Here is a 12,298-nt window from a genome sequence, read left to right on the forward strand (position 1 = left end):
GACACCGAATGGAGACCGGCATGGCTTCGGACGACTTCCTCGTCGAACGTTCCACCGTCATCGATGCGAGCCCCGACGTCGTTCAGCCGCTTCTCGACAACTTCCGGCTGTGGCAGTCGTGGTCGCCGTGGGAGAACGTCGATCCCGACCTGAAGCGCACGTACTCCGGCCCGGAGTCGGGCGTCGGCGCCGCCTACGCCTGGGAGGGCAATCGCAAGGCGGGTGCGGGGTCGATGGTGATCACCGAGTCGGTGCCCGGCTCGAAGGTCGTGCTCGACCTGAAATTCCTCAAACCGTTCAAGGCCGACAATGTCACGACGTTCCTCCTCGAGCCGAACAGCGCCGGGACCACCGTCCGCTGGCAGATGACCGGCAAGACCAACCGCTTCTTCACGATCGTGGGGGTCCTCTTCCCGATGGACAAGATGGTGGGCAAGGACTTCGAGAAGGGGCTCGCACAGCTGAAGGCGGCGGCCGAGCAGCGTTAGGCGTCCGTTCCCGTCGTCAACTCGAGGTCGGTCATGGTCCTGAATCGGGGCGTGCCGTCGCTGCCGTTGCGTGCCTGTTCCATCACGAGGCGGGCGGCCCGCCCGTTCAGGTGGAGAGTCGCGACCTGATCGCCGAAGAACGGTCCGGCGACCTTCGACCAGTCGATGGGGACGGGTGGCACCCGCGACACCCGGCCGAGGATGAAACGCACGGTCCGCTCGGTGGCGCGCCGCCACGAGATCCGGAACGTCACCTTCATGGCGGCCGGAACGTAGTTGTGCAGGGGCGAGCACGTCAGCTGATACACCAGTGACTGCAACCGCTCGGTGTAGTGCGCCTGCGCGACGTAGGCGTGGTGGACGTCCCCGGACAGCACCGAGATGGTGGACGGCGCCCGGCCCCCCGGCCCGGCCCGACGGCCTGCGCCGACCTCGGCGAAGAGGCGGGCGAGCCGGTCGAATGAGTCGCGAAACGCCGCCCAGTGCTCCAGGTCCGCTCCCCGCCGGATCTTCTCCGCCAAGGCCGCGACCCGCGGGCCACGGGACCCGGCGGCGAGGCGTTCGTCCCAGGACTCGAGGTCGTGAAGGGCGCGGGGCAGCAACCACGGCAGCGACGTGCCGACGAGGAGGTGGTCGTAGGTGCCCTCGGTCTGACGTTCGATCCAGGAGAATTCCGGGTCGGACACCATCTCGCGGCGACCGCCGGAGAGGATGCGACCGCACCTCGAGTCGATGACGAGCAGCCTCGCAACCCCGAGGTCCCGGCGATACGACCATTGCATGCCTTTGGCCCCGTCCGCTTCCTCGTCGGCGGCAGACGCGAACTCGCGGAGCATCGGCTCGACGTCGCCGCCGTGCTTCCGAACGCGTTGGTACAGTTCATTTTCGGCGAGGTGACTCGGCGCCAGGTTCCCGAGGTGCTGGTAGACCCAGTACGAGGAAAGCGCGCCGACGATGCGCTCCTCCCACCACGACGTGGCCTCGATTTCGGCGCGCCAGGATTCCGAGGTGTTCCAGTCGTCCCGGACGTCGTGGTCGTCGAAGATCATCGACGTCGGCACCGTCGACATCAGCCAGCGCACCTGAGGGTCCGACCACGACTCGGCGTAGAGCCAGGTGTACTCCTCGAAATTGCGCACCTGCGGCCCCGGTGGCTCGTTCACGTCGTGGATCTCGGCGACCCGTGCCTCGGTCTCGGGGGAGAGTTCGTCGGCGTACACCTGATCCCCGAGCAGCAGCAGGGCGTCGGGCCACTGGTCCGGCGACTGTTCGGCCATCCGCACCGCATACGCGTCCAGGGCGTCGGCGCCGAGGTGCCGGTTGCCCTCCGTCGTGGACATCGTGGCGAACCGGCACGACCCGAACGTGAGGACGAGCGTGTCGTCGTCCTCCCGGAGCGTCCGGATCATCGACGGGACGGCACTCGGCAACGGCCACACCGGGCGGCCGTCGAGGGTCACCTCGTACGGGGTGGTCGACCCGGGCTCCAGACCCTCCACGACGACGAGCGCATAGTGGTGACCCGACACGTTCCACGTGCGTTCCTCGTGGCCGAGGACTCGGACGGTGCACGCCTCCGACGTCTCGACCCACACCGTCGCGTCGCACGTGCCGACATGTCTCAGCAGTGGCCCCAGAATCAGCTCCGCCATGACGTCACCCTGCCGATGTTCGTTCCATGCAGTCAGCTTACGGACGTCGGCGTCGGCAAGGGCGCGACATCCGAAGATGCTTGTCGGGCAGTATGTGTCGGCGGGTGCCGGTAGCCTGTCGCGCATGGCTGAACCAGTGAAGGGCCCCGCGTCCTATTTCCCGTCGATCGAGGAGAAGTACGGTCGGCCGATCAGTGAATGGCAGACGCTCATCCGGTCGTCCGAGCTGACCAAGCACATGGAGTTGGTGAGCTGGCTGAAGTCCGAGCACGGCCTCGGTCACGGCCACGCCAACGCGCTGGTCGCGTACACCCTGAAGGAGGACGCCGCCGGCTGAGGGTCCCGGGCAGATCGGCGCCGGAGGTCCTCGCCTCCCTGGCGCGGCCGGATCCGGACCTCTCGCCACGATGAATCCGGTATTCGGCCGCGGGATATCATTCCGACGACGAATCTGGTGTCGAGGGTTCTGCTGTCGAAGGGAATCGAAGTGAGCACGAAAATCGAACAACTGGAGTTCCAGGCGGAGACCCGCCAGCTCCTGGACCTCATGATCCACTCGGTGTACTCCAACAAGGACTCGTTCCTGCGGGAGCTCATCTCCAACGCGTCGGATGCGCTGGACAAGTTGCGGCTCGAAGCCTTCCGCAACAAGGAGCTCCACGTCGACACGTCGGATCTGCACATCGAGATCGAGGTGGACGCGGAGCAGCGCACGCTCACCGTCCGCGACAACGGCATCGGCATGTCCCACGAGGAGGTCGTCGACCTCATCGGCACGCTGGCCAAGTCCGGCACCGCAGACCTGCGCCGCAAGTTGAAGGAAGCGAAGGACGCCGCCGCCTCCGAGGAACTGATCGGGCAGTTCGGCATCGGCTTCTACTCGACGTTCATGGTCGCCGACAAGGTCACCCTGCTGACGCGGAAGGCAGGCGAGAGCGGGGCCACGCGCTGGGAGTCGAGCGGCGAGGCCACGTACACGATCGAAGCGGTCGACGACGCCCTGCAAGGCAGCTCCGTCACCCTGCACCTCAAGCCCGAGGACGCCGAGGATCACCTGCACGACTACACGTCGGAACGGAAGATCAGGGAGCTCGTCAAGCGCTACTCCGACTTCATCGCGTGGCCGATCCGGATGAACGTGGAGCGCACGGTCCCCGCGGAGGGCGACGGCGAGGACGAGGTCACCACGACGTCCGAGACGATCAACTCGATGAAGGCGCTGTGGGCGCGCTCGAAGGACGACGTCTCCGAGGACGAGTACAAGGAGTTCTACAAGCACATCGCCCACGCCTGGGACGATCCGCTCGAGGTCATCCCGATGAAGGCGGAGGGCACGTTCGAGTTCCAGGCTCTGCTGTTCATCCCGTCCCACGCGCCGTTCGACCTGTTCATGCGGGACGGGAAGACGGGTGTGCAGCTGTACGTCAAGCGCGTCTTCATCATGGACGACTGCGACCAGTTGATGCCGGAGTACCTCCGCTTCGTCAAGGGTGTGGTCGACGCTCAGGACCTGTCCCTCAACGTGTCCCGTGAGATCCTTCAGCAGGACCGGCAGATTCGTGCCATCCGGCGCAGGCTCACCAAGAAGGTCCTCACCACGATCAAGGACCTGAAGGCCGAGCGGCCCGACGACTACCGCACGTTCTGGGCGGAGTTCGGCCGCGCGGTCAAGGAAGGCCTGATGTCGGACACCGACAATCGGGATGTGCTGCTGGGTATCTCGTCGTTCGAGTCCACCCACAGCGAGGAGGAGCTGACCTCGCTCGAAGACTACGTGGCGCGGATGAAGGACGGTCAGGAGCAGATCTTCTACGCAACCGGAGAATCCCGGCAGCTGCTCGAGAGCTCACCGCACATGGAGGCCTTCCGCGCGAAGGGCTTCGAGGTGCTGCTGCTCACAGATCCGGTGGACGAGATGTGGGTCGGTGCCGTGCCGGAATTCGACGGCAAGGCGTTCCAATCGATCGCCAAGGGCGAGGTCGATCTCGACACCGAGGAAGACAAGAAGGCGCACGAATCGGAGCGGGAGGAGCAGGAGAAGGACTTCGCCGGCCTGCTCTCCTGGATGGCCGACGCGCTGAGCGAGCAGGTCAAGGAGGTGCGGCTGTCGACGCGGCTGACCACGTCGCCGGCCTGCATCGTCGGCGACGCGTTCAGCATGTCGCCGGCACTCGAGCGGATGTACCGGGCGTCCGGACAGCCCGTCCCCACCACGAAGCGCATCCTCGAGCTGAACCCGACCCACCCGCTCGTCACCGGGCTGCGGGAGGCGCACGGCGAACGCAACGAGGATCCGGCGCTGGGGGAGACCGCGGAGCTGCTCTACGGGATGGCGTTGCTGGCCGAGGGCGGCGAGCTGGAGGATCCCGCCCGGTTCACCACCATGCTCGCCAACCGTCTCGCCAGGACGGTGTAGTTCACCTTGCTCGTATTGGTCACGGGAGGAACAGGTTTCGTCGGGGCGTGGAGTGCGAAGGCTGCGGTGGACGCCGGTTACCGGGTGCGCTTCCTCGTGCGGGATCCTGCTCGCCTCGTGACCAGTGCCGCGGCACTCGGACTGGACACGTCCGATCACGTGGTCGGTGACATCACGGACGCCGAGTCCGTGCGCCGCGCTCTGGACGGCTGCGATGCCGTCATCCACGCCGCGGCCGTGGTCGCGGTCGACCCGCGGCGCGCGGAGGAGATGTTGCAGACCAACCTGGCCGGCGCGCAGAACGTGCTGGGAACCGCAGTCGAGCTGGGCCTCGACCCGATCGTCTACGTCTCGAGTATCGCCGCGCTGTTCCAGCCGGGGGCCCGGCTGCTCACTCCCGAACTGCCGGTGTGCGGGCCTCCCGACGCCTACGGCCGGAGCAAGGCACGTGTGGAGCAGTACGCTCGCGACCTTCAGGCCGACGGCGCACCGATCGCGATCACCTATCCGGGCATGATCATCGGCCCGCCCGCGGGAAGCCAGTTCGGCGAGGCGGCCCAGGCAGTCGAGGCCGCCGTTCACCTGCGGGGTCTGCCCGGGCGGAGCGCGGCGTGGACGATGGTCGACGTCCGGGAGGTGGCGAGCGCGCACGCCGCCCTCCTCGAGTCGGGACGCGGCGCCCGCCGGTACATGCTCGGTGGTCCCCGGATTCCGATCGCCGGGATCGCGGAGATGCTGGGCGTGATCACCGGCAAATGGATGGGGGTGTTCCCGGTTCCGGACGCCGCGTTGCGCCTGGTGGGCAGGCTGGTCGACGCCGTCGACCGGTTCGTCCCCATCGACACCCCGATTTCGGAGGCCGCGATGGAGTACTACACGCGGATGCCGGACACGGACGACCGCCCGAGCGAGAGCGAACTGGGCGTGAAGTACCGGGATTCGGCGGAGACCTTGGCCGACACCGTTGCGGGGCTGACGGAGGCGGGCCGACTGTGAGTGCGCAGGCGGGCAGGCTGTGAGCTTCACTCGTGCGGAGTTGGAGTCGTTCCGGGACGCCGAGGTTGCGGACCTCATCGGACCGGGCTGCCGACTGCTGTTCGTCGGTATCAACCCGGGACTGTGGACGGCCGCCACTGGGGCGCATTTCGCGCGCCCGGGCAACCGTTTCTATCCGGCCCTGCTGGCCGCGGGGATCATCGAGCGTCCGATCGATCCGACGGCAGGGATGTCGGACGCGGATCGCGATCACCTGATCGAGCGGGGCGTCGGCATCACCAACCTTGCCCCGCGCGCCACGGCGAAGGCGGACGAGTTGACCGGTGAGGAGCTGGCCGTCGGCGCCGAGCGCTTGCGCACCGTGGTCCGCGACACCACTCCCCGGGTGGTCGCCGTCGCCGGAATCACCGCCTATCGCACGGCTTTCGGGGAGCGTGCCGCGAAGAAGGGCAAGCAGCCGCGCGACCTCGAGGGCGCGGAGTTGTGGCTGGTCCCGAACCCCAGCGGGCTCAACGCCCACGAAACCGTCGCCACGCTGGCCGCGTCGTACCGGGAGGCGGCGATCGAGGCGGGAATCATATCCGGCTGACCGGGCAGGTCGCTAGGCTGCGGAGATGACCGTCGTCTACAACCTCTTCTTCGTCTGCCACCTGCTCGGCATGGCCGCCCTCGTCGGCGGCTATTTCGCGGTGCTCGGGGCGCCGCGGATCTCCGAGGTCATGGTGTGGGGTGCGCGGCTCCAGTTCGTGACGGGACTGATCCTGGTCGGGCTCGGCGAGGCCGCACTGGACAAGGATTACAACCACGTCAAGATCGGCGTGAAGCTTCTGCTCTCACTGGTGGTGGTCGCGCTCGCCGAGATCGTCCGGGGCAAGCAGAACAAGGGGCAGGAGAATCCGAACCTGGTCCACGTGACCGGTGGGCTCGGCATCGTCACCGTGCTCGTGGCCGCCCTCTGGACCTGATCCCGCGCCGGTTTCACTTCTTCGGTGGAGCAAGGATTTTCATCGCCAGTCGCTGCGCGGACTCGGGCATCCGGTCCTTCATCGACATCGCGAACTCGCCTGCCTTCGTGCGCACGGACGTGCCCCTGCCGAACCGCCGGTTGAAGGCGGATCCCTCGGTCGGCTGATCGAAGTGGAGGGGCGGGGCGCCGTCCGCGGCGCCGAGAGCGCGCCCGATCACCATCCGCTGAATCTCACTGGTGCCCTCGAAGATGGTGTACAGCTTGGCGTCCCGGTACCACTTCTCGACGGGGTGGTCGCTGATGTACCCCCACCCGCCCATCGTCTGCAGTGCGCGTTCGGTGGTCTTCACCGCGGCCTCCGACGCCGCGAGTTTCGCCATCGAGCCCTCGCCGTGGCGGAACTCCACTCCCGCCGCCGCCATCCACGACGCCCGCCAGGTGAGCAGCCGCGCGGCGTCGATCTGGGTCGCGAGGTCGGCCAGCGGAAATGCGATGCCCTGGTTGTCGATGATCGGGCCGCCGAACGCCTCGCGGCGGTTCGCGTACTCGGTGGCGTATTCGAGCGCTGCGCGGGCGATGCCCAGCGCCTGAGCGGCGACCATGGGGCGTGTCTGCTCGAACGTGCCGAGGGTGGCCGATTTCCGCCGGGGCGCGCCGGTTGCTACCTCTTCCTGCACCTCACGGGCCTTCCGCATGCGGTTCTGCAACTTGTCGTCGCCGCCGAGCAGATGATCGGCGGGAACCCGCACCTGATGGAACTTCAGCTCCGCCGTGTGCGACGCGCGGCAGCCCAACTTGTCGAGCTTGCGGACGAGTTCGATACCCGGACTTCCGCCGGGCACAACGAAGAGCGCCTGACCGCGATGGCCCAGGTCCGGGTCGACGGTCGCGTTCACGACGTGCACGTCGGCGATTCCCCCGTTGCCGATCCACATCTTGTGTCCCTCGATCACCCACTCGTCGCCGTCGCGCGTCGCGGTGGTCCGCAGATTGCGGACGTCGCTGCCGCCCTCGGGTTCGGAGATGCACAGTGCGGCGAGTTTCAGGTTGCCGGGCTCGCCGAAGCACTCGGGCGCCCAGCGCAGCATCTGCTCCGGCGTCGCGGCCTGCCCGATCGACGACAGCGCCAGCGCGGGCATCACGACGGCCAGCCCGATTCCGGCGCAACCCCAGAACAACTCCTCCATGAAAAGGGGGAGGGACAGGCCGGTCGGGTCGCCGATGAGGTCGCGGTAGAACAGCGGACTGTAGAAGCCCTCCTGCGCGGCCTTCTCGAGAACGTCCCAGGGGAACTCCTGCGCGCGGTCGTGCTCGGCCGCCACCGGCCGGATCACGTTCTCCGCGAAGGCGTGCGTCCGCTCGACGAGGTCTTTCTGCGCCGGAGTGAGAGCGAGGCTGAAAGTCATGGCAGTCCCTCGGTTGCCGCGTTGGTGTGCAACAACGTAACACTCACGGCCTGTCGCGGGCGAGATTCACGTTATCCTGGATGGTGAGATGGTGATCCCATTATCTGGTCGAAGTTGCTAGCGTCGGAGACATGAACGGCGACGAGACGGTCTACACCCACGGTCACGACGAATCGGTGCTGCGAAACCACCGATGGCGCACCGCCGAGAACTCCGCCGGTTATCTGCTCCCGCACCTGCGCGCAGGCATGGCGTTGCTCGACGTCGGGTGCGGGCCGGGCACGATCACCGCCGACCTCGCGGGACTCGTCGCACCCGGAGTCGTCACCGCCGTCGAGATGAACGACGAGGCGCTGTCCCTCGCCAGGAACGAGTTCGCGAAGCGGGGAGTCCCGAACGTCCTGACCGTGGTGTCGGACGTCCACGCCCTCGACTTTCCCGACGACAGCTTCGACGTCGTGCACGCGCATCAGGTCCTGCAACACGTCGGCGATCCGGTGCAGGCGCTGCGCGAGATGAAGCGGGTGTGCAGGCCCGGTGGAATCGTCGCCGCCCGCGACGCCGACTACGGCACCTTCACATGGTTCCCGCCGACACCGGAACTCGACGAATGGCTGACGCTGTACAACTCCATCGCGCGGGCGAACGGTGGTGAACCGGACGCCGGCCGTCGCCTGCGGGCGTGGGCGCACGAGGCGGGTCTCGCCGACGTCGTGAACACCGCGAGCACGTGGTGCTTCTCCTCCGACGAGGATCGCGAGTGGTGGGGAGGGTCCTGGGCCGATCGCTCGCTGCAGTCGCACTACGCGGACCGGGCGCTAGAACTGGGGCTCGCCACCGTGGCGGACCTGGAACGCATCGCGGCGGGCTGGCGTTCGTGGGTGCGGGAGGACGACGGCTGGTTCGCGCTGCTGCACAGCGAGATCCTCTGCCGGGTGTAGCAGCGCGGAGGGAAATCACGCAACGAGTGCCCGAGGATGGAACACTCGCCCCATGACGACGTTACGGGTGGGTCGACTGTGGTTGGCGGGACTGATGGTGGCTCTGATCGGGCTGGTGCTCGCACCCGGCGCCTCCGCAGCCCCGGACAGAGCAGTCTTCTCCGGCGCCTCGGACCAGGTGATCACGGTCTACGCGCCGTCCGCGGGGGCAGTGATCGCCGAACTGACCGCCTGGGAACGGACTGCGGACGGCACGTGGCAGGTGTTCGCGGGCCCCGTCCCCGCCGACGTCGGCGCAGAAGGAATCGGTGCGGCGAACGAATTCTCCACCCGCACGCCGGCCGGTGTCTTTCCGCTGTCGCAGGCGTTCGGCCGGCAGCCCGCACCGGAGACGGCGATGCCGTATTTCCAGTCGGACCGGCGGGACTGGTGGGATTCCAATCCGCTCTCGCCCACGTACAACACGCACGTCCGGCAGGACGCGAGCCCCGGTGGTAACAGCGAGAACCTCTACGCGGCCGGACCGCTGTACGACTACGCGGTCGCGATCGGCTACAACGCCGCCCGCGTTCCCGGCCTCGGTTCGGCGATGTTCCTGCACGTCACGGACGGCACCACCACCGAAGGGTGCGTCGCCATCGACCGCGACACGCTGACCTCACTCCTCGGCCGGCTCGACCCGGCGAAGAACCCCGTCATCGAGATCGCCGTAGGCGCGTAGCGCCCGTGCGCCTTTCTGGTTGCTCCAGCTACCAAAAAGGCGCACGGGCGGCGGAGCCGCCTACATGCCGGGACGCTTGCCGATGGTGAGGGTGGGGGTGGAGACACCGGCGAAGAAGTCCTCGCCCTTGTCGTCGACCACGATGAACGCGGGGAAGTCCTCGACCTCGATCTTCCAGACCGCTTCCATGCCGAGCTCTTCGTACTCGACGATCTCGACCTTCTTGATGCAGTCGAGGGCGAGACGCGCCGCGGGACCGCCGATGGACCCGAGGTAGAAGCCGCCGTACGACTTGCATGCGTCGGTGACCTGCTTGGAGCGGTTGCCCTTCGCGAGCATCACCATCGAACCGCCCGCGGCCTGGAACTGCTCCACGTAGGAGTCCATGCGACCGGCGGTGGTGGGGCCGAAGGAACCGGACGCCATGCCGTCGGGGGTCTTGGCCGGGCCGGCGTAGTACACCGGGTGGTCCTTGAGGTACTGCGGCATGTCCTCGCCGGCGTCGAGCCGTTCCTTGATCTTGGCGTGGGCGATGTCGCGCGCGACGACGAGCGGGCCGGTGAGCGACAGCCGCGTCTTCACCGGGTGCTTGGACAGCTCGGCGAGGATTTCGGGCATCGGCTTGGTGAGGTCGATCTTCACTGCGGCGCCCTTGCCGGTGCCGGAGACGCCGTCGGTCTCGGCGTCGAGCTGGGCGTCGGTGACCTCGGGGAGGAACTTCCCCGGGTTGAATTCGAGCTGCTCGAGGAAGACGCCCTCGGGGGTGATCTTCGCCTTGGCCTGGCGGTCCGCCGAGCAGGACACGGCGAGAGCGACGGGCAGCGACGCGCCGTGCCGGGGGAGGCGGATGACGCGGACGTCGTGGCAGAAGTACTTGCCGCCGAACTGTGCGCCGATGCCGATCTGACGCGTCAGCTCGAGCACCTTCTCCTCGAGTTCCAGGTCGCGGAATCCGCGGCCGGTGATCGCACCCTCGTTGGGGAGTTCGTCCAGGTAGTGCGCCGACGCGTACTTGGCCGTCTTGAGCGCGAACTCCGCGGACGTGCCGCCCACGACGATCGCGAGGTGGTACGGCGGGCAGGCTGCGGTGCCGAGGGCGCGGATCTTCTCCTCGAGGAACCGCATCATGCCGTCCGGGTTCAGGATCGCCTTGGTCTCCTGGAACAGGTAGGACTTGTTGGCGCTGCCGCCGCCCTTGGCCATGTACAGGAACTTGTAGGCGTTCTCGTGGCCGGTCGCCGTGTCGGCGTAGAGCTCGATCTGGGCGGGGAGGTTGCTCCCGGTGTTCTTCTCGTCCCACATCGTGATCGGCGCGTTCTGCGAGTACCGCAGGTTGAGCCGGGTGTAGGCGTCGTAGACCCCCCGGGCGATGGCCTTCTCGTCGTCGCCGGGGGTGAGGACGTGCTGGCCGCGCTTGCCCATGACGATCGCGGTGCCGGTGTCCTGACACATCGGCAGCACGCCGGCCGCGGAGATGTTGGCGTTCTTGAGCAGATCGAGTGCCACGAACTTGTCGTTGCCCGATGCCTCGGGATCGTCGAGGATGCTCGCGAGCTGCGTCAGATGGTCGCTGCGCAGGTAATGCGAGATGTCGTGGAGCGCGGTCTCGGTGAGCAGGCGCAGCGCCTCGGGCTCGACGGACAGGAAGGTGCGGCCGTCGGGTCCTTCGACGGTCGACACCCCCTCGGTGGTCAGCAGCCGATACTCGGTGGGGTCCTCACCAATCGGCAGCAAGTCCTCGTAGAGGAAGTCGGCCATTCTATCTCCTGGACAGCGGGTTGTGTGAAGTTCGTATCCAGGCTAGACGCGGGCTCCGGCAGCCCTGTGACGCGGGGGCATGCTTCGACCTGCGCAGTGGCGTGGCTCACAGAGGTATCACAGACGAATCCGTACACTTGACTTGATGCGTGTACACGAAGCAGATCGGCCGGCCGAATGACCCCTGAAGTCCAGTGCGCCGGAGCTGTCGACGGCGAGAAGTCCGGTGCACGCGCCAACCGTCCCGTGCTGCATGCCTACCTGGACATCGCGATCGTGGTGGTCGTCCTCGCGGCCACGAACCTGATCGCGCACTTCACCACCGCGTGGGCGAGTATCGCCACCGTTCCCATCGCCGCTGTCGTGCTGCTCGTGCTTACCCGGCGCCGCGGGCTCGGCTGGGCAGAACTGGGGCTCTCGCCCCGGCACTGGCGAAAAGGTTCGTTGTACGCGCTGGCGGCGATGGGACTCGTGATCGGCGTCGTGGCGATCGGCGCAGCCCTGCCGATCACCCGCCCCTTCTTCATGGCCGACCGGTACGCCACCCTGTCCGGTGCGCTCATCGCGTCGATGATCGTTATCCCGTTGCAGACCGTCATCCCCGAGGAGCTCGCGTTCCGCGGCGTGCTGCACGGCACCCTCGACCGGGTCTACGGCGCACGTGGTGTCTTCGCGGCGGGATCGCTGATGTTCGGTCTCTGGCACATCGCGTCGTCGCTGGGACTGACGTCGGGCAACAAGGGACTGTCCAGCTTCCTCGGTGGCGGCGTCCTCGGTCAGGTGCTCGGCATCCTCGCGGCGGTGGTCGCGACGGCGGCCGCGGGCGTCGTGTTCACGTGGCTCCGTCGCCGCAGCGGCAGTCTGATCGCGCCCATCGCGCTGCACTGGTCGCTGAACGGCGCGGGTGCGCTCGCCGCCGCCATCGTGTGGCACACGACCATGGCCTGAGTCCG

General features: G+C 67.5%; 12 protein-coding genes. 9 read left to right on the forward strand and 3 right to left on the reverse strand.

Annotation, left to right across the window (positions count from 1 at the left end; genetic code table 11):
• Nucleotides 1-20: 20 nt before the first annotated feature.
• On the forward strand, nucleotides 21-488 hold the full coding sequence (locus HGB39_RS03675; RefSeq protein ID WP_005253686.1) for an SRPBCC family protein: 468 nt from the start codon (nucleotides 21-23) through the stop codon (nucleotides 486-488).
• Here HGB39_RS03675 and HGB39_RS03680 read toward each other — a convergent pair.
• Entirely contained in the window at nucleotides 485-2,140 is a 1,656-nt protein-coding gene (locus HGB39_RS03680) for an alkaline phosphatase D family protein (RefSeq protein WP_005253685.1), read from the reverse strand. The genes HGB39_RS03675 and HGB39_RS03680 overlap by 4 nt on opposite strands.
• A 124-nt stretch (nucleotides 2,141-2,264) precedes the next feature.
• On the opposite strand from HGB39_RS03680, the gene HGB39_RS03685 reads away from it, so the two are divergent.
• The 5 genes from HGB39_RS03685 to HGB39_RS03705 all read left to right on the forward strand — a co-directional run bounded on the left by HGB39_RS03685 (nucleotide 2,265) and on the right by HGB39_RS03705 (nucleotide 6,517).
• Nucleotides 2,265-2,477 carry a DUF4287 domain-containing protein gene (locus tag HGB39_RS03685; RefSeq protein WP_005253684.1) on the forward strand — a complete coding sequence of 71 codons (213 nt, stop codon included), beginning with the start codon at nucleotides 2,265-2,267 and terminating at the stop codon, nucleotides 2,475-2,477.
• A 150-nt stretch (nucleotides 2,478-2,627) separates the two neighbouring features.
• Nucleotides 2,628-4,556, forward strand: coding sequence for a molecular chaperone HtpG (gene htpG / locus HGB39_RS03690; RefSeq protein ID WP_005567024.1), 1,929 nt, complete (start codon nucleotides 2,628-2,630; stop codon nucleotides 4,554-4,556).
• A gap of 6 nt (nucleotides 4,557-4,562) precedes the next feature.
• Nucleotides 4,563-5,552: an SDR family NAD(P)-dependent oxidoreductase gene (locus HGB39_RS03695; protein WP_043790007.1), complete on the forward strand. Its 990-nt coding sequence runs from the start codon at nucleotides 4,563-4,565 to the stop codon at nucleotides 5,550-5,552.
• Between the two features lie 19 nt (nucleotides 5,553-5,571).
• Complete coding sequence (locus tag HGB39_RS03700) at nucleotides 5,572-6,141, forward strand: mismatch-specific DNA-glycosylase (protein WP_005253681.1); 570 nt, start codon at nucleotides 5,572-5,574, stop codon at nucleotides 6,139-6,141.
• Between the two features lie 25 nt (nucleotides 6,142-6,166).
• On the forward strand, nucleotides 6,167-6,517 hold the full coding sequence (locus HGB39_RS03705; protein ID WP_005253680.1) for a hypothetical protein: 351 nt from the start codon (nucleotides 6,167-6,169) through the stop codon (nucleotides 6,515-6,517).
• Between the two features lie 13 nt (nucleotides 6,518-6,530).
• Here the strand turns inward: HGB39_RS03705 and HGB39_RS03710 are convergent, their stop codons facing one another.
• Nucleotides 6,531-7,925, reverse strand: a complete 1,395-nt coding sequence (locus HGB39_RS03710) for an acyl-CoA dehydrogenase family protein (RefSeq protein ID WP_005253679.1) — start codon at nucleotides 7,923-7,925, stop codon at nucleotides 6,531-6,533.
• A 131-nt stretch (nucleotides 7,926-8,056) separates the two neighbouring features.
• Here HGB39_RS03710 and HGB39_RS03715 point away from each other — a divergent pair, with 131 nt between their 5' ends.
• Nucleotides 8,057-8,866 (forward strand): class I SAM-dependent methyltransferase, encoded by an 810-nt coding sequence (locus tag HGB39_RS03715; protein ID WP_005567020.1) that lies wholly within the window; start codon nucleotides 8,057-8,059, stop codon nucleotides 8,864-8,866.
• Nucleotides 8,867-8,918: 52 nt separating this feature from the next.
• Nucleotides 8,919-9,587: a L,D-transpeptidase family protein gene (locus tag HGB39_RS03720; protein ID WP_043790002.1), complete on the forward strand. Its 669-nt coding sequence runs from the start codon at nucleotides 8,919-8,921 to the stop codon at nucleotides 9,585-9,587.
• A gap of 60 nt (nucleotides 9,588-9,647) precedes the next feature.
• Here the strand turns inward: HGB39_RS03720 and HGB39_RS03725 are convergent, their stop codons facing one another.
• The gene (locus tag HGB39_RS03725; protein ID WP_005567017.1) at nucleotides 9,648-11,345 is read right to left on the reverse strand and encodes a fumarate hydratase; all 1,698 of its coding nucleotides are present in this window, start codon (nucleotides 11,343-11,345) and stop codon (nucleotides 9,648-9,650) included.
• Nucleotides 11,346-11,522: 177 nt separating this feature from the next.
• Between HGB39_RS03725 and HGB39_RS03730 the strand changes: the two genes are divergently transcribed.
• Nucleotides 11,523-12,293: a CPBP family intramembrane glutamic endopeptidase gene (locus tag HGB39_RS03730; protein WP_005253676.1), complete on the forward strand. Its 771-nt coding sequence runs from the start codon at nucleotides 11,523-11,525 to the stop codon at nucleotides 12,291-12,293.
• The last annotated feature ends 5 nt before the right edge of the window (nucleotides 12,294-12,298 follow it).

The organism is Rhodococcus opacus (assembly GCF_012396235.1).
In the GTDB taxonomy this organism is placed as follows: Bacteria; Actinomycetota; Actinomycetes; order Mycobacteriales; family Mycobacteriaceae; genus Rhodococcus_F; species Rhodococcus_F opacus.

Excerpts from the sequence above, each read along its gene's own strand:
- HGB39_RS03680 (WP_005253685.1), bottom strand. The coding sequence starts at position 2,140 with ATGGCGGAGCTGATTCTGGGGCCACTGCTGAGACATGTCGGCACGTGC.
- HGB39_RS03705 (WP_005253680.1), top strand. The coding sequence starts at position 6,167 with ATGACCGTCGTCTACAACCTCTTCTTCGTCTGCCACCTGCTCGGCATG.
- HGB39_RS03685 (WP_005253684.1), top strand. The coding sequence starts at position 2,265 with ATGGCTGAACCAGTGAAGGGCCCCGCGTCCTATTTCCCGTCGATCGAG.
- HGB39_RS03730 (WP_005253676.1), top strand. The coding sequence starts at position 11,523 with ATGACCCCTGAAGTCCAGTGCGCCGGAGCTGTCGACGGCGAGAAGTCC.
- HGB39_RS03675 (WP_005253686.1), top strand. The coding sequence starts at position 21 with ATGGCTTCGGACGACTTCCTCGTCGAACGTTCCACCGTCATCGATGCG.
- HGB39_RS03720 (WP_043790002.1), top strand. The coding sequence starts at position 8,919 with ATGACGACGTTACGGGTGGGTCGACTGTGGTTGGCGGGACTGATGGTG.
- HGB39_RS03725 (WP_005567017.1), bottom strand. The coding sequence starts at position 11,345 with ATGGCCGACTTCCTCTACGAGGACTTGCTGCCGATTGGTGAGGACCCC.
- HGB39_RS03715 (WP_005567020.1), top strand. The coding sequence starts at position 8,057 with ATGAACGGCGACGAGACGGTCTACACCCACGGTCACGACGAATCGGTG.
- HGB39_RS03710 (WP_005253679.1), bottom strand. The coding sequence starts at position 7,925 with ATGACTTTCAGCCTCGCTCTCACTCCGGCGCAGAAAGACCTCGTCGAG.